At 58.0% G+C, this 14,651-nt stretch carries 16 protein-coding genes and 1 tRNA gene; 13 read left to right on the forward strand and 4 right to left on the reverse strand.

The annotated features are described in order from the left end of the window. The first annotated feature begins 53 nt into the window (after nucleotides 1-53). The 6 genes from hisD to AC2FD9_RS04445 all read left to right on the forward strand — a co-directional run bounded on the left by hisD (nucleotide 54) and on the right by AC2FD9_RS04445 (nucleotide 4,268). Nucleotides 54-1,355, forward strand: coding sequence for a histidinol dehydrogenase (gene hisD / locus AC2FD9_RS04420; protein WP_282169081.1), 1,302 nt, complete (start codon nucleotides 54-56; stop codon nucleotides 1,353-1,355). Between the two features lie 121 nt (nucleotides 1,356-1,476). Then, the gene (locus AC2FD9_RS04425) at nucleotides 1,477-2,277 is read left to right on the forward strand and encodes a hypothetical protein (protein WP_282169080.1); all 801 of its coding nucleotides are present in this window, start codon (nucleotides 1,477-1,479) and stop codon (nucleotides 2,275-2,277) included. A 68-nt stretch (nucleotides 2,278-2,345) separates the two neighbouring features. Then, complete coding sequence (locus tag AC2FD9_RS04430; RefSeq protein ID WP_108862096.1) at nucleotides 2,346-2,825, forward strand: UPF0262 family protein; 480 nt, start codon at nucleotides 2,346-2,348, stop codon at nucleotides 2,823-2,825. Between the two features lie 3 nt (nucleotides 2,826-2,828). Next, nucleotides 2,829-3,281, forward strand: a complete 453-nt coding sequence (locus AC2FD9_RS04435; protein ID WP_058275393.1) for an arsenate-mycothiol transferase ArsC — start codon at nucleotides 2,829-2,831, stop codon at nucleotides 3,279-3,281. A gap of 2 nt (nucleotides 3,282-3,283) precedes the next feature. Beyond that, the gene (locus tag AC2FD9_RS04440) at nucleotides 3,284-3,682 is read left to right on the forward strand and encodes a ketosteroid isomerase-related protein (RefSeq protein ID WP_496735260.1); all 399 of its coding nucleotides are present in this window, start codon (nucleotides 3,284-3,286) and stop codon (nucleotides 3,680-3,682) included. Further along, entirely contained in the window at nucleotides 3,675-4,268 is a 594-nt protein-coding gene (locus tag AC2FD9_RS04445) for a GNAT family N-acetyltransferase (RefSeq protein ID WP_472723013.1), read from the forward strand. The genes AC2FD9_RS04440 and AC2FD9_RS04445 overlap by 8 nt, the downstream gene beginning before the upstream one ends. A gap of 138 nt (nucleotides 4,269-4,406) precedes the next feature. Here AC2FD9_RS04445 and AC2FD9_RS04450 read toward each other — a convergent pair whose 3' ends face one another. After that, nucleotides 4,407-4,820: a CHAP domain-containing protein gene (locus AC2FD9_RS04450; protein ID WP_348774900.1), complete on the reverse strand. Its 414-nt coding sequence runs from the start codon at nucleotides 4,818-4,820 to the stop codon at nucleotides 4,407-4,409. A 443-nt stretch (nucleotides 4,821-5,263) separates the two neighbouring features. Here AC2FD9_RS04450 and AC2FD9_RS04455 point away from each other — a divergent pair, with 443 nt between their 5' ends. The 7 genes from AC2FD9_RS04455 to AC2FD9_RS04485 all read left to right on the forward strand — a co-directional run bounded on the left by AC2FD9_RS04455 (nucleotide 5,264) and on the right by AC2FD9_RS04485 (nucleotide 10,637). Next, nucleotides 5,264-6,139, forward strand: coding sequence for a carbon-nitrogen hydrolase family protein (locus tag AC2FD9_RS04455; protein WP_496835590.1), 876 nt, complete (start codon nucleotides 5,264-5,266; stop codon nucleotides 6,137-6,139). A gap of 91 nt (nucleotides 6,140-6,230) precedes the next feature. After that, nucleotides 6,231-6,449, forward strand: coding sequence for a translation initiation factor IF-1 (gene infA, locus AC2FD9_RS04460; protein ID WP_005978431.1), 219 nt, complete (start codon nucleotides 6,231-6,233; stop codon nucleotides 6,447-6,449). A gap of 11 nt (nucleotides 6,450-6,460) precedes the next feature. Then, a complete protein-coding gene (locus tag AC2FD9_RS04465) occupies nucleotides 6,461-7,039 on the forward strand; it encodes a Maf family protein (protein WP_058279387.1) in 579 nt (192 codons plus the stop codon). Then, on the forward strand, nucleotides 7,036-8,058 hold the full coding sequence (locus AC2FD9_RS04470) for a ribonuclease E/G (RefSeq protein ID WP_496757358.1): 1,023 nt from the start codon (nucleotides 7,036-7,038) through the stop codon (nucleotides 8,056-8,058). The genes AC2FD9_RS04465 and AC2FD9_RS04470 overlap by 4 nt, the downstream gene beginning before the upstream one ends. Next, nucleotides 8,055-8,237: a DNA gyrase inhibitor YacG gene (locus AC2FD9_RS04475; RefSeq protein WP_058275399.1), complete on the forward strand. Its 183-nt coding sequence runs from the start codon at nucleotides 8,055-8,057 to the stop codon at nucleotides 8,235-8,237. Before AC2FD9_RS04470 ends, AC2FD9_RS04475 begins: the two co-directional genes overlap by 4 nt. Before the next feature lie 79 nt (nucleotides 8,238-8,316). Then, a tRNA-Phe gene (locus tag AC2FD9_RS04480) sits at nucleotides 8,317-8,391 on the forward strand. A gap of 233 nt (nucleotides 8,392-8,624) precedes the next feature. Continuing rightward, a complete protein-coding gene (locus AC2FD9_RS04485; RefSeq protein ID WP_496835592.1) occupies nucleotides 8,625-10,637 on the forward strand; it encodes a DEAD/DEAH box helicase in 2,013 nt (670 codons plus the stop codon). Nucleotides 10,638-10,698: 61 nt separating this feature from the next. Here the strand turns inward: AC2FD9_RS04485 and AC2FD9_RS04490 are convergent, their stop codons facing one another. From AC2FD9_RS04490 to AC2FD9_RS04500, 3 genes are read right to left on the reverse strand one after another with little or no spacing between them, the layout of a single operon-like run. Continuing rightward, on the reverse strand, nucleotides 10,699-12,195 hold the full coding sequence (locus AC2FD9_RS04490; protein WP_496835594.1) for an AMP-binding protein: 1,497 nt from the start codon (nucleotides 12,193-12,195) through the stop codon (nucleotides 10,699-10,701). Next, entirely contained in the window at nucleotides 12,192-13,613 is a 1,422-nt protein-coding gene (sauS, locus tag AC2FD9_RS04495; RefSeq protein ID WP_496835596.1) for an acylating sulfoacetaldehyde dehydrogenase, read from the reverse strand. The genes AC2FD9_RS04490 and sauS overlap by 4 nt, the downstream gene beginning before the upstream one ends. A 55-nt stretch (nucleotides 13,614-13,668) precedes the next feature. Further along, a complete protein-coding gene (locus AC2FD9_RS04500) occupies nucleotides 13,669-14,628 on the reverse strand; it encodes a Bug family tripartite tricarboxylate transporter substrate binding protein (protein WP_496835598.1) in 960 nt (319 codons plus the stop codon). Between the last annotated feature and the right edge of the window lie 23 nt (nucleotides 14,629-14,651).

Here is a 14,651-nt window from a genome sequence, read left to right on the forward strand (position 1 = left end):
GGCCGGCCCATCTGGGCGGTATGTCCCGATCAAACGCTCCGGAGTGCCAGAACATGCCTGTTTTCCTCGACACGACGTCGTCTGAATTCGAGACCGCCTTCAAAACACTATTGTCCGCCAAGCGCGAGGACAGCCCGGATGTGGACGCCGTTGTCGCCGGGATTATCGAAGACGTGCGGAAACGTGGCGATGCGGCGGTGATCGAGCTGACCGCCAAGTTTGACCGGCTGCAGCTGACGCCCGAAACAATGGCCTTCAGCGCTGAACAGATCACCGAGGCTGTTGATCAGGTCTCATCTGAAGATCGGGCTGCTTTGGAATTGGCCGCTGAGCGCATCAGATCCTATCACGAAAAGCAGTTGCCAGAGGATCACGAATGGACAGATTCGTCGGGCGCAACGTTGGGTTGGCGCTGGTCTGCTGTGTCGGCTGCCGGACTCTACGTGCCCGGTGGGCTGGCATCGTACCCGTCTTCCGTGCTGATGAACGCAATCCCCGCGAAGGTCGCTGGGGTTGAGCGTCTGGCCATTGCCGTGCCGACACCAGACGGGCAAGTGAACCCGTTGGTCCTGCTGGCGGCGCAGCTTTCCGGTGTGGACACGATCTATCGTATTGGCGGGGCACAGGCGATTGCCGCACTGGCCTATGGCACGGACAGTATAGCGCCCGTCGACAAAATCACCGGGCCGGGCAACGCCTTTGTCGCCGCCGCAAAGCGGCGTGTATTCGGGAAAGTTGGCATCGATATGATCGCCGGCCCGTCCGAGATTCTGGTGATTGCCGACAAAAACAACGACCCCGACTGGATCGCGTTGGATCTGCTTAGCCAAGCAGAACATGACGAAAGCGCGCAATCGATTCTGATTACAGATGACGCCGGGTTTGGACAGGCCGTTGCCAAAGCCGTCGACAAACGCCTTGAAACCCTGCAACGCCGCGCCATCGCCGGGGCCAGCTGGCGTGATTTCGGCGCGATCATCACCGTACGTGATCTGGACGAGGCAGCAGCGTTGTCGAACCGCATCGCGCCCGAACACCTGGAGCTGTGCGTGGCTGACCCAGCGGCGTTGAGCGCTAAGACTGTCCACGCCGGGGCCATCTTCTTGGGCCAGTACACACCGGAGGCCATTGGCGATTATGTCGGTGGCCCCAATCACGTGCTGCCAACAGCGCGTTCGGCCCGCTTCTCCTCTGGTCTCAGTGTGATGGATTTCCTCAAGCGCACGACACTCAGCCAAATGACACCAGAAGCCCTGCGTGCGATTGGACCCGCAGCCGAGCAGCTGGCCCACTCCGAAAGCCTTGAGGCGCATGGACTTTCAGTAACGGCGCGGTTGAAGCGACTGAACGGCTAAATCCTTATGGCCTAAGGGTCACACCCGCCGCGAACCTGCACGGATTATGTAGGTAGGGACTTGAAACAATCGGTTGTTCAACGGCGCCTTGACCGCAGGGCCTGACAAATAGGAGCCAGACTTGGAACGCGTGGCAACACTCTGGATCGGCAAGCGGTTTAGTTTTCTGGAGCATTTGTGCCTGAAATCCTTCGCGGATGTGGACCAGAAGCCGATCGTCTACCACTATGGCGACCTAGAGGACATTCCGGACTACATTGAGGCGCGCGACGCACGCGAAATTTTCGACACGTCCGAGACTTACCGTGATCCAATCACCCGATCCGTTGCCGTTCATGCGGATCTGTTCCGCCTGAAACTTATGCAGGATACGGACTATATCTGGGTGGATGCCGATGCCTATGCGAACAGACCGTTCGAGACGAACCAGGGCTACCTGTTCCCGCAAGGGAACCGTAACAAACAACGGTTGATGAATGGCGTTCTGGCCTTTCCATCTGGAAGCCTAGCGTTAAAGCAGATGTGCGAATTTGCATTCGAAAGCGATCTTGTTCCGCCCTGGTGGCCGGAAGATCAGCAACAAGCCTACCTGCGTATCTTTGGAAAATCCACGTATTGGAGTTTGCCCCTGTTTAGCCTGGGGCCTCCAATGCTGTATTACTATGTCTCTCGAAGCGACGAGAATTCGATGGCAACGCCTCGAACCGAGCTGTATTCAATTCCGCCGCGCTTCCGTGCTTTGTGGAACGACCCAGATATCTCAAAGCTGGATTTTCTCGAATGGCAGGACAAGATGTCGATCCACTTTTATGGATCATGGTTCCGCCGGATGTTTTCAGGCGTAAAGAGCTTTAATGAAGGCTCTCTGATCGATCAGCTTCTGAAAAACCATCAAATCGACCCTGCAGAGCATCCGATTTGATCTGCTCTTGCGTTGTTCATCATTTTTAATTGCGATAAGTCTGTCCCGACCTGAACGGACCACGCATTATGACTCGTATCTCGTACATCGAACTAGATGACCGAAACCTGCCTCCGCCGACCCCCGAAATCGAGCAGGAGCGTAAGGTTGCGATCTATGATCTACTGGAAGAAAACAGCTTTGCGCTGCCTGTACGCGATGACCGTGTCGTGCCCGACGGACCGTACCGTGTGCAGCTATCGATCCGCGACAAACGGCTGGTCTTCGACATCGCCACAGAGGCCGAGGAAAAGGCGGCAGAGTTTCATCTGTCACTGGGGCCGTTTCGCCAGGTGGTCAAAGATTACTTTCAGATCTGCGAAAGCTATTTCAACGCGGTAAAGACCCTGCCGCCCAGCCAGATCGAAACCATCGACATGGCCCGTCGCGGCATCCACAACGAAGGCAGCCGCGTTTTGCAAGAACGTCTTGAAGGTAAGGCTGACATCGACACCGATACCGCACGCCGTTTGTTCACGCTGATCTGCGTGCTGCATTTCGGGGGCTGACGCGTGAAGCCTTTGCCGCAGTCGGTCCTGTTTTGTTGCGACCATAACGCGGTTCGGTCCCCTATGGCCGAAGGGCTCATGAAAAAGTTCTACGGCACTGGCACCTACGTACAATCCGCCGGTGTGCGAAATGACCTTGAGATTGACGGGTTCTGCATCGCGGTCTGCCAAGAAGTCGGCGTTGAACTGTCCCGTCATCGGTCACGCTCGTTTGATGAAATGCAGGAATGGGGCGACGACCTCAGCTCGTTCGACCTGATTGTTGCGTTGTCGCCGGCAAGTCAGCGCCAGGCGCTGGAATTGACGCGCATTTTTCACCTGGATGTCGATTATTGGCCAATAATGGACCCTACCGGACTGGGCGAAAGCCGCGCAGACAAGTTAATTCACTACCGACAGACCCGCGACCAGATCATTCAGCATCTGAAAGGTCGCTGGGGCGAACCTACGGAGTGACCATGAACCAGACCGTCAAAACCTATTTCGACGCTTTCAACGCCGGTGACGTCGACGGCATGCTGGCCTGCCTGTCCGATGATGTGGCGCATCACGTGAACGAAGGCCAGATCCGCACCGGCAAGGAAAAATTTGCAGCCTTCTGCGCCCATATGAACCGCTGCTATCGGGAAAACTTGACTGACATCGTGGTGTTCGAAGCCGAAAACGGCACTCGCGCCGCAGCCGAGTTCACCGTGAACGGCACCTATCTGGAAACCGACGAAGGTCTGCCCGATGCGCATGGCCAGACCTATCGCCTGCCGGCCGGATCGTTCTTTGACCTGAAGGATGGCAAGATCACCCGCGTCACCACGTTCTACAACCTCGCTGACTGGACCAAGCAGGTCTCGAATGGCTGAGGTTACAGCTGTTCGTCCCCTGACCGGGGCGGCGCTGACAGATGCCTTGGATGATGTGGCGCGTTTGCGGATCCAGGTGTTTCGGGCGTGGCCGTATCTGTATGACGGCGACATCAAATACGAGCGGAAGTACCTTCAGTCCTACCGGGACAGCGATAAGGCTATCGTGGTCGGGGCATTTGATAGAGACCGCCTGATAGGCGCTTCGACCGGTGCCCCACTGACCGACCACGCTGATGATTTCGCTGCCGCCTTTGATGGCTCTGGTCTGGATCTGAACGAAGTCTTCTATTGCGCCGAGTCTGTCCTTTTATCGGATTATCGAGGGCAGGGAGTTGGCCATAAGTTCTTTGACCTTCGCGAGGAACATGCACGCAAGCTGGGCTTCAGAAAATGCGCCTTTTGCAGCGTGCAGCGCCCTGTTGATCACCCGATGCGTCCGGAAAACTATCGCCCCCTGGATGCCTTCTGGCACGCGCGTGGATACGAACCGCTACGTGGTGTGATCGCGCAGTTTTCTTGGAAGGATGTTGGCGAAGAGGGCGAAACAGCAAAGCGACTGCAGTTTTGGATGCGGGATTTATAGATAGTTTTCTGTTCTCTGTGGACGATATCGACGTTCTGCATCCCCGCGCAAACGGTAAGTGCCCGCGATTCACGGCCGAAGCAGGAAACGCTCGTGGCGCATTCCGATGCCTCGCGGTGGACGCGAAGAGAAACTGAGCTACCCGTCATCTTTCGGATAGATAAACCCGTTCACTGGGTAGAAATTGCCATACCGGCCCGGTTGGGTTTCAACACGGACCAAGGTCCAATCATTGCGTTTGGATACGTCCCTGACGCCCATTTTCAACGATACCTTGTTTCGGAGCCAGTTGGCGTGATTCACAATAACTTCCCGGTCCGTGACAATATCCGACACGACAGCCACATGACCCAGGGGCATTCCGCGGGTTGCCCGAAACGACATCACAGCACCGACAGCTGGTTCATTGCCGCGTTCAAATGTACTGCGCGCCCTTCCCCACCAATCCTTGGCGTTGCCACGAATTTGGATGCCGCTGAGGTTCCGTGCGTAGGGAACGCACCACACCCTTTGCCCCCGGGCTTGCTTTTGCGCGACCTCCCGCAAAGCCATTGACTGACGTTCCGGATTGAGGTCTGCATCGGTTGGACGCTCGGAGCAGGCGGAGACAAGACAAAAAACACCCACCGCAATCGCGGTTCGGGCGGTGCCGGACAGGCGCGGCCAAATCGTATTTGTTTTGTAGGTGCTGTATTCCAAGACGCTTCATTGCCGGTTCGAAGACTAACGGGGTTCTACGATGGTTTGACCGAAAATGAAAAGGGGCTTGCCAATTCTCCCGCAAGATTTTGCCAGTTCCCTGTGCCGTTGTTAACCCAATGGCTGAACTGGAAGACGCATATGCACTCGTTGTGATGGATGTTGCGCTTGAAAAAGAAGTCGGCACTGAGCCCACAGTGGAGTTGTTCATTCAATACACATGTTGACAGGATGGGGCTATACAGACCGCGAACTCACACTTAAATTCGCCCGAGTTTGGACCGCAAGGATAGCCCATGAAAGTCGCTACTGCCGCCTATAACCTCGATTGGCTCGACAGCTGGGCGCAGTATGAAAACAAGCTGGACCGCTGGGTCTCAGACGCCGCGGGGCAGGGGGCGGACCTGCTGGTTTTTCCTGAATATGGCGCGATGGAGCTGTCTACGCTCGACGGGGCCGAGGTGGCGGGTGATCTGGAGCGGTCGATCCACGCGGTCTCGGATCGGATGGCGGATGTGCGAAATCTGCACCGGCGCCTCGCGCAGGAGTACAAGACGTACATTTTGGGCGCATCGGCCCCGGTTGTGGATGGCCCTGGTCGACCTGTGAACCGGGCTGCATTCTATGCCCCAGATGGCAAACAGGACCACCAGGACAAACAGATCATGACCCGGTTCGAACGCGAGTCGTGGGATATTGCCCCTGGCGGCCCACTGAAACTGTTCGATACTGCGCTGGGCAAAATCGGGGTGCTGATCTGTTACGATAGTGAGTTCCCGCTGTTGGGTCGTGCTCTCAGCGAGGCAGACCTTATCCTTGTCCCATCCTGCACCGAGGCGTTGTCAGGCTATTGGCGGGTGCGTATCGGCGCGATGTCCAGAGCATTGGAAAATCAATGCGTTACGGTGATGTCGTCCCTGGTGGGCGCTAATGATTGGTCCGAAGCCGTTGATCTGAACACCGGCACTGGCGGTATATTTGGTCCACCGGACAAGGGCTTTCCCGCGACCGGAGTGCTGGCCGAAGGCTCGCTGAACCAACCCGGCTGGACTTATGCTGAGGTCGACATGTCGGCCATCGCCTGTGTGCGTTCCGATGGCCATGTCCTCAACCGAACGCATTGGGATGAGCAATCACCCCGAGTCGATTCGGTCACAATATCCGCCCTATAGGTGATTCCGCCCTTGAAATAGGGCCAAAATAGGCTCATTTAAGCGCACATCCCCGCAGATTCTGCGGGTGCAACTTAAATGTGGAGACAACATGGCCAAGGAAGATACGCTCGAATTTCCCGGTGTCGTGAAGGAACTCCTGCCTAATGCGACGTTTCGGGTCGAGCTGGAAAACGGCCATGAGATCATCGCACATACGGCAGGCAAGATGCGCAAGAACCGCATCCGTGTTCTGGCCGGCGACAAAGTTCAGGTCGAGATGACCCCCTATGATCTGACCAAGGGTCGGATCAACTACCGCTTCAAGTAACGCCTGCCGCAATGGCGTTTATCTTAGGATCGGGCAGCCCAAGGCGGCTGGACCTGTTGGCCCAGCTTGGCGTGCAGCCCGATGCCATCCGTGCACCCGACATTGATGAAACGCCGCTGAAAGGTGAGCTGCCGGTGCCCTATTGCAATCGCATTACGCGGGCAAAAGTGCAGGCGGTACAGGCCGATGGCGACGATGTAACTCTTTGTGCGGATACCACTGTCGCACTGGGCCGCCGTATTCTGGGAAAACCGGAAGACGCGGGCCAGGCGGCTGAGTTCCTGCATGCTTTGTCCGGTCGACGGCACCGCGTAATCACCTCGGTCGCCGTACGATGCGGGGACCGCGTTCTGCAACGTGATGTGGTGTCTCAGGTCAAGGTCAAACGCCTGTCAGACGTCGAAATCAACGCTTACCTGGCGACCGGAGACTGGCAGGGCAAAGCAGGCGCTTACGCCATTCAAGGCCCTGCCGGGGCTTTCATCCCTTGGATTTCTGGTTCGTTTACCGGCATCGTGGGGCTCCCCCTGTCCGAGACTGCCGCGCTTTTGCAAGGCATCGGCTATCCCCTGTATCGTGAGGTGTCATGAAGGGTCGAACCATTGTTCTGGATCACATCGAAAACCGCGAAGCTGCCGCCCTTATGGTCGACGGTCAGCTGGACGATTTCCTGATTGCAGCTGACGCGTCCGCGCCGGGTACGATTTACCGTGCCCGTGCCGACCGACCGGTCAAAGGGCAGGGCGGCATGTTCCTGACCACACCTGACGGTCCGGCCTTTCTACGACAGATCAAAGGGCTCGCACCCGGTGCACTGATGTTGGTTCAGGTGACGGGCTATGCCGAACCCGGTAAGGCGTTGCCAGTGACCGATCGGGTTCTGTTCAAAAGCCGCTATGCGATTGTCACGCCTGATGCGCCCGGTTTGAATATCTCACGTTCCATCCACGACGAAGATGAGCGTGACCGCCTTCTTGAAATCGCTCATGAGAGCATGGAGGGCAGCAGCCATGGCCTGATCCTGCGGTCCTGTTGTGAGGGCGAAGGTGCGGCTGAAATCGCCGAAGATATCGGCGCGATGCTGGCCCATGCGGATCAGGTTTTGAACGATCCGGGAACTGAGCCCGAGCTGCTGCTGGAAGGTGACGGGCCCCATGTTCTGGCCTGGCGCGACTGGACCGACCCGGCTGAGGTTGTGACGCAGCCGGGCAGTTTCGAAACGCATGGCGTATTGGATGCATTGGACGTGGCGCGTGGTATTTCCGAGCCGCTGCCCGGAGGCGGGTATCTATATATTCAGCCCACCCGGGCCTTGGTCGCTGTGGATGTCAACACCGGGTCCGACACGTCGATGGCAGGCGGAACCAAGGTCAATTTTGCCTGTGCCAAGGGGCTTGCCCGTGCCTTGCGCGTTCGCGGTCTTGGGGGGCAAATCACTCTGGACCTAGCACCAATGCCTAAAAAGGATCGCCGTGGGTTCGAGGCCTCTCTGCGCGCTGCGTTGAAGGCAGATTCGGTCGAAACCACGCTGGCAGGTTGGACCCCTCTTGGCCACTACGAGCTACAGCGCAAACGCGGCCGTATCCCGTTGTCGGAAGTGCTGAAATGAGCTGCCCGATCTGCGCAGAAAAGTCTGTAACCGAGTTTCGGCCATTCTGTTCGAAGCGGTGTGCTGATATTGATCTGGCCAAGTGGCTGAACGGGTCCTACGCGGTTCCATCGCAGCGGGAAGAGGACGTTGAAACAGAAGTTTCCGATCCCGAACCAGAGCAACAACGTCCACATTGAAAAAATGTGAAAAAGCCTCTGGACACTGCCTGTAGCAAGTCATAGAAGGCCTCCACCCAACGGTAAACGCCGTTCCCGTGCCCGGGTAGCTCAGGGGTAGAGCAGTGGATTGAAAATCCTCGTGTCGGTGGTTCGATTCCGCCCCCGGGCACCACTTTATCTGGTAAAGTATTGGTTTCGCATCGGCTTTTGACAGTTGGCTGAAACTGCAGACAAGTTCATCAAAAGATACCTACGTGACCGGCGGTTTTTTACTTCGGTCACCACAAAAGACACGGCTATACATTGCCAGCGACTCCCGTTAAGAGGCGGTCTTTAACCTTGGAAGATGCGCTGATTGCAATACCGCAAGGCACGTATCCCCCGGCTGATACAAAGAACACCACCGTGAAACAGACCATCGCAGATGCGCTTGCCCGCAAGGGTTACGATACTTTGACACAAGTCCAGCAGGCCGTGACACAGCCCGAGCTGGAAGGGCGCGATATGTTGGTGTCGGCGCAAACCGGATCGGGAAAAACCATCGGGTTCGGGTTGGCGATCGCACCACAGTTGCTGGGCGAAGATGAGACGTTCGGGGCGTCCGGCGCGCCGTTGGCTTTGGTGGTTGCGCCAACGCGGGAACTGGCCATGCAGGTCAAGCGCGAGCTGAGCTGGCTGTACTCTGATGCCGGTGCGTTTCTGGCCTCGTGTGTTGGTGGCATGGATATGCGTGATGAACGCCGGGCTTTGGCGCGTGGGGCGCATATTGTTGTCGCAACGCCGGGTCGCCTGCGCGATCATATCATGCGTGGTTCCATTGATCTGACCGCGATCCGGGCTGTGGTTCTGGACGAAGCCGATGAAATGCTGGACCTTGGATTTCGCGAGGATCTTGAGTTCATCCTGGATGAAACTCCGGCAGAGCGGCAAACGTTGCTGTTCTCAGCCACGGTCCCGCGCGCCATTGCTAGCCTGGCAACGCGCTATCAGCGCGATGCCGAGCGGGTGAGCACGGTCAGCGAGAAAACCCAACATGCTGATATCGAATATCGTGCGATGATGGTGGCGCCGCGGGACGGGGATAACGCGATCATCAATGCATTGCGGTATTACGAAGCCCCCAATGCCATCGTTTTCTGTAATACCCGCGCGATGGTGTCGCGACTGACCACGCGGCTTTCCAACCGCGGGTTTTCGGTGGTGGCACTGTCTGGTGAGTTGACGCAGAGTGAACGCTCTAACGCGTTGCAGTCGATGCGCGATGGGCGTGCGAGGGTATGTGTGGCGACGGATGTCGCGGCGCGCGGGATTGATTTGCCGAACCTCGATCTGGTGATCCATGCTGAATTGCCCAACAGTCACGAGACGCTATTGCATCGCTCTGGACGCACGGGCCGGGCAGGGCGGAAGGGCGTCAGCGCCCTGGTTGTCGAACCGTCATCGCGGAAAAAGGCTGAGCGTATTCTGAAGTTCGCAAAGCTCACGGCGGATTGGGGCGTCGCCCCGTCTTCAGATGAGGTGAACGAGCGAGATCAGGCGCGGATGCTCGCCTCGGATGACTGGCAAGTCGAAGTTACCGAAAGCGAACAGGATGCGGTTCAGCACCTGGTTGAAAAATTTACCCCTGAGCAAATAGCAGCAGCGTATCTACGTCAGTATAAATTGCGCCATTCAGCACCGGAAGAGTTGGCCCCGGTTACAGCGGACCGCCCCAAACCCCGCGCCGCCTTTGGTCCGAGCGTTTGGTTTTCCTTGTCTGAAGGTCGCAACCAAAATGCTTCGCCGCGCCATTTGCTGCCGATGATCTGCAAGGCCGGTGATCTGACCAAAGACGATATCGGTGCGATCCGGATTGCCGATGATGTGTCTTACGTCGAGATCCGCGAAGCCAGTGTTGCGGGCTTTCTGGCGGCTGTTGGACCGGGTATGAAAATCGAAGGTTCGAAAGACGTTGTGCGCTTGGATGGCGCGCCTGACGTGCCAGCGTTTGAGCGTCCAAGGTCCAACCGCCCACCCAAGGGTAAACCGCGCCCGCGCAAAGGGGACACCACCCCCGTTGATTGGAACGATGCCCCGACGCCCCGTAACCGCAAACCCAAGCCCGAAGATCGCAAGCCCAGTAAAGCAGCGGAACGCGGTTTCAAACAGACCCGATCAAAAGAACATGGCTCGACACCGCACCGCGACTCGTCACTGAGCGAGCCGGATGTTAAATTCACGGCAACGAGCGCAAAGAAGAAAACCCACAAAACGCCCGCTAACAAGAGCAAAGACGGAAGCGTAAAGCCCGGCGGTAAACCCACCAAAGGCCCGCCGCCGCCCAAGGGAAAACCCAGCAGCAAGAAGAATCGCGCCCGCGTTTCAGCCGCGAAAGCGGGCAAGGGCGGAGAGGCTGTGCCGAAACGGCGCAAGACTTAGCGCCGTTCTATGCACAGGGTCGGCCCCGGCTGCGCGCCAGCGGTCATAGTCCCGCTAGTGCTCAGCCCTGATCGTCAACGATTTCGAGTATCCGGTTGCGCTGGATCTTACCCGATGGCCCCTTTGGCAGATCATGCAGAATGTGAACCTCGTCAGGGGATTTGAACCGACCCAGTTTGGTCTCACAAATCTGCAATAAGGTCAGCGGCGTCAGCACGGACCCTTCCCGGATTTTGACAGCGGCCTCGACGGTTTCGCCATAGCTGCGGCAGGGGCGTCCAAAGGCTGCGGCTTCGACAACGTCGGGGTGGGAATAAAGTGCCTCGTCGATTTCACGCGGGGCGATGTTCTCGCCGCCCTTGATGATCAGCTCTTTCAAGCGGCCCGTGACATATACGTATCCATCCTCATCCATACGCGCCAGATCGCCGGTGCGAAGCCATCCATCGGCAGTAAACGTGCCTGCGGTCGCCTCCGGATCCTTAAGGTATTCAAGCATCACATTTGGTCCGCGTATGACCAGTTCACCCTCGGTTCCGTGTGGGACGGGCTGTTGGTTCGCATCGCGGATCGCGGCGTCGTTTCCATAGGCAACACCTGGTGAGCCGATCTTGCGCACACCCGGCGGAAGTGGGTTCGAAAGGATCTGCGCAGCGGTTTCGGTAAGGCCCATTGTTTCGACGATGGGAACGTCGAGCCGTTCTTCGAAAGCCCGTTGTACGTCCGGTGCCAGCGCGGACGAAGCAGAGCGCCCGAACCGCAACCGCTGACGGGTTTGGCTGTCCGGGTTGGTGTCGGATTGCAGCAAATGAGAGATGATGGTCGGGACTACCGAAAACCAAGTTGCCTCAGTTTTTCCAAGATTGTCCCAGAACCGGCTGGCCGAAAACCGTTCGCACATAGCCAGGGACCCGCCTGAAACTAGGGTTCCCATCACAGTCACACAAAGACCGTTGATGTGATAGATCGGCAGGACGCAGAAACCGCGATCCGTGTCGGTCAGCTCATGTGCGACAGCGGTGGTCCAGCCGCCTGCCAAAAGGCTAGAATGGGTATGAACAACGCCCTTTGGTCTGCCGGTTGTGCCTGAGGTGTACATGAGAAGGGCATGATCTTCCGGCTTCAGGTCATAAAGCTGGGTATCTGCGTCACCAGCATCGGCGATCTGCAAAGGTGTGGTCACGGCCGGGTCGGCTGTTCGGCCGAACAGCTCGGCTTGATCCGGGTGCACGAAGGCAAAGCGCGCGCCGCTGTGTTCAAGGGCGTAGGCCACGGCACTGTCGCCAGCGACGAGATTGATCATTGTTGCCCGGAATCCGCCATAGAGTACGCCGAACAAGGTGATAAGCGCTTCGCGGCAATTGGGATAGATAAGGGCGACGCTTTCGCCTTTTTGCGCCCCAAGGCGGGTTAGCATGCCTGCAGTATTTCTGGCCGAGTCGCGCAGTTCAGCCCAGCTCAGATCCTGTGCGCCATCGGGAAAAACAAACCCGGTTCCGCCCTGATCGGCTCTTAGGTTCAGCCAATCGCGGACCGTTCCTTTGGGCGGTTCCATCATTGGCCAGCCTCCCTCCAATACGCGCCGAATACATCCTCGAGCGCGGGTTCGCGTGGGGCTATTTCACGCACAATTTTGGTGGTCTGGACGAAGTGCCGCCAATGCAGGTTGGTGTCGATAGAGTTTCCGCCCCAGCTGCCGCATCCCATCGAAAGCGAAAAGGGCATTCCGTTGTTAAAGCTGCCGCCTGTTGCAAAGGTATGCGCCTGGTTCACGATAACCCGGCAGGTTGGTAGCTCGCGGCCCAACTCAACAGCGCGCGCGTCGTCGCTGGTGTGAATGCCAACCGAATGTCCGGCCCCCTGATGGGCTAGAACACGCGCTGCAGTGGCCTTGGCAGCCGCATAGTCCGACGCCCGGTACAGCGCCAGAACGCGGCTCAGCTTCTCTCCAGACAGAGGATGATCGGGACCGATCCCATCGGTCTCTACTGCCAGAAACTTCGTGCCTTCGGGCGCTTTGTCTGCCATCCCCAACGCATCAAGCGTCTTGCCGGCATCCTGAGCGATCGCCGATCGGTTGAGGTGCCCGTCCGGCCAGAGACGTGCAATGATCCCTGCGGCATCGGAAGCAGGGACCAGCGCACCGCCTTCGGCCGCCATTGCTGCGACGAAGTCGTCATAGACTGCGTCCACCACCACAACCGCGTTCTCGGACGAGCACGAAGTCGCATTATCAAAACACTTTGACGCTGTGATCTTGGCCGCGGCCGCCGACAGATCGGCGGTTTCATCGACAATCACGATGACATTGCCCGCGCCGACCGCGACGGCCGGTGTGCCGCAGGACTGGGCCCGGTGGACGTTGTTCTGACTGCCGGTGCAGATCACCCGATCCGAGGTCTCCATCAGCCGTTGTGTTTTGGCCTTTGATCCCGGTGCGGGGATCATCTGGACCAGGTTCCGATCCAGCCCCAGCTTGTCAAACTCGGCGTGAATGAAGCTTAGCAGCATCTCACAGGATGCCACGCCCTTGGGCGAGGGGGCGACGACGATAGCATTGCCACCCTTGAGAGCATTAATGATGTTGTTGGCCGGTGTTGCGGCCGGATTGGTTGAGGGAACGACCGCGCCTACGACGCCGATCGCACGGGCGATTTCCGTGATGCCTGTTTCAGGATCGTCGCTGATGACCCCATATGTCTTTGCCTCGGCAATGTCGCGCAGAAGACCCAGAGTTTTGCGGTGGTTTTTGGTGATCTTATCGGGGACATTGCCCAGCCCGGTGGTTTCAACCGCCAGTTCAGCCAGTGCTTGGTTGCGAGTGGGTTCCATGATCGCCCAGCCTGCCGCCAGCGCAGCCTTGTCATAGAGCGCCTGACTGCCAGTTGCCTCATAGGCAATCTGAGCCTTGCGCGCCTGTGCCACGATCCGGTCCACTTCGGCGATTTCGGGGGCTATGTCGTTTGGAGCGTTCATTTTGGTCCTCGATTGGTTGTCCGGGGCGGGTTCTGCCCGCCCCGATTGGGGTCGGTTAAAGACCCGCCAGCAATTCGTTCAGCGTCTGCTGGCGCTGCGCCCACATCTCGATCACTTCGTCACGTGTCATGATGTGCATGGGCGAGCCACCCGCTTCCATCTTCTTGGAAACGCGAGAATTGGCGAACATCTCGGGCACGGTTGCGGCCAATTTTTCAATCACCTCAGGAGGTGTTCCCTTGGGCACCATTACACCCCGGAAATTGACCGAGGAGTTGTCCACGTCCAGCCCCTGTTCCATCATCGTCGGAACATCCGGCAGGAACGTGTTGCGTTCAAGATCGGCAACGCCGAGGATTTTCACATTGCCCGCCTCTTGTGCGCGGAACGCATCGGACAGGTTGTTGATGCCGCCCATGACTTCACCAGCGATGACGGCCTTCATGGCTGCTGCTCCGCCACCTTTGGTCGGGATGTAGGCCATCTTGGTCCCGGCTGCCTTGTCGATCTGCAGCGCCGCGATGTGGTGGCCCACAAAAAGGCCCGCGCCGGATACCGTCAGCTTGCCTGGGTTTTCCTTGGCATAGGCGACAACATCATCCATCGAGTTGAATTCACTGTCGGCGCCAACCACGAACACGGCCGGGTCTGCGCCCCAGTTCGCGATGGGTTCAAAGCTGTCGGTCGAGTATTCGACGCCACCCTTGATCGACTGGGCGATGAAATGAGGAACGTTGTAGGCACCCAGCGTATAGCCGTCCGGATCGGCCTGAGTTGCGAACCAGTTCCAGCCAACGCGCCCACCGGCACCAGGCTTGTTGATGATGGCGATGGGCATTCCCAGCGCATCCTCGTTTCCAGATGTCATCGTGACGATCCGGGCCTGGAAATCGGTCGCGCCTCCGGCTCCGTAACTGACCATCATCATGATCGGCCGTTCGGGATATTCCTCGGCCATTGCCGCACCCGTCAGGCCCGTCAGAGCTATTGCTGCCCCTGCAATCAATCGTTTCATTTTGCGTTTCCTCCCTGATTTGG

The sequence above is a fragment of the Ruegeria sp. YTSC230 genome (assembly GCF_059609665.1).

Excerpts from the sequence above, each read along its gene's own strand:
- hisD (WP_282169081.1), top strand. The coding sequence starts at position 54 with ATGCCTGTTTTCCTCGACACGACGTCGTCTGAATTCGAGACCGCCTTC.
- AC2FD9_RS04430 (WP_108862096.1), top strand. The coding sequence starts at position 2,346 with ATGACTCGTATCTCGTACATCGAACTAGATGACCGAAACCTGCCTCCG.
- AC2FD9_RS04440 (WP_496735260.1), top strand. The coding sequence starts at position 3,284 with ATGAACCAGACCGTCAAAACCTATTTCGACGCTTTCAACGCCGGTGAC.
- AC2FD9_RS04445 (WP_472723013.1), top strand. The coding sequence starts at position 3,675 with ATGGCTGAGGTTACAGCTGTTCGTCCCCTGACCGGGGCGGCGCTGACA.
- AC2FD9_RS04450 (WP_348774900.1), bottom strand. The coding sequence starts at position 4,820 with ATGGCTTTGCGGGAGGTCGCGCAAAAGCAAGCCCGGGGGCAAAGGGTG.
- AC2FD9_RS04455 (WP_496835590.1), top strand. The coding sequence starts at position 5,264 with ATGAAAGTCGCTACTGCCGCCTATAACCTCGATTGGCTCGACAGCTGG.
- infA (WP_005978431.1), top strand. The coding sequence starts at position 6,231 with ATGGCCAAGGAAGATACGCTCGAATTTCCCGGTGTCGTGAAGGAACTC.
- AC2FD9_RS04465 (WP_058279387.1), top strand. The coding sequence starts at position 6,461 with ATGGCGTTTATCTTAGGATCGGGCAGCCCAAGGCGGCTGGACCTGTTG.
- AC2FD9_RS04470 (WP_496757358.1), top strand. The coding sequence starts at position 7,036 with ATGAAGGGTCGAACCATTGTTCTGGATCACATCGAAAACCGCGAAGCT.
- AC2FD9_RS04475 (WP_058275399.1), top strand. The coding sequence starts at position 8,055 with ATGAGCTGCCCGATCTGCGCAGAAAAGTCTGTAACCGAGTTTCGGCCA.
- AC2FD9_RS04490 (WP_496835594.1), bottom strand. The coding sequence starts at position 12,195 with ATGATGGAACCGCCCAAAGGAACGGTCCGCGATTGGCTGAACCTAAGA.
- sauS (WP_496835596.1), bottom strand. The coding sequence starts at position 13,613 with ATGAACGCTCCAAACGACATAGCCCCCGAAATCGCCGAAGTGGACCGG.
- AC2FD9_RS04500 (WP_496835598.1), bottom strand. The coding sequence starts at position 14,628 with ATGAAACGATTGATTGCAGGGGCAGCAATAGCTCTGACGGGCCTGACG.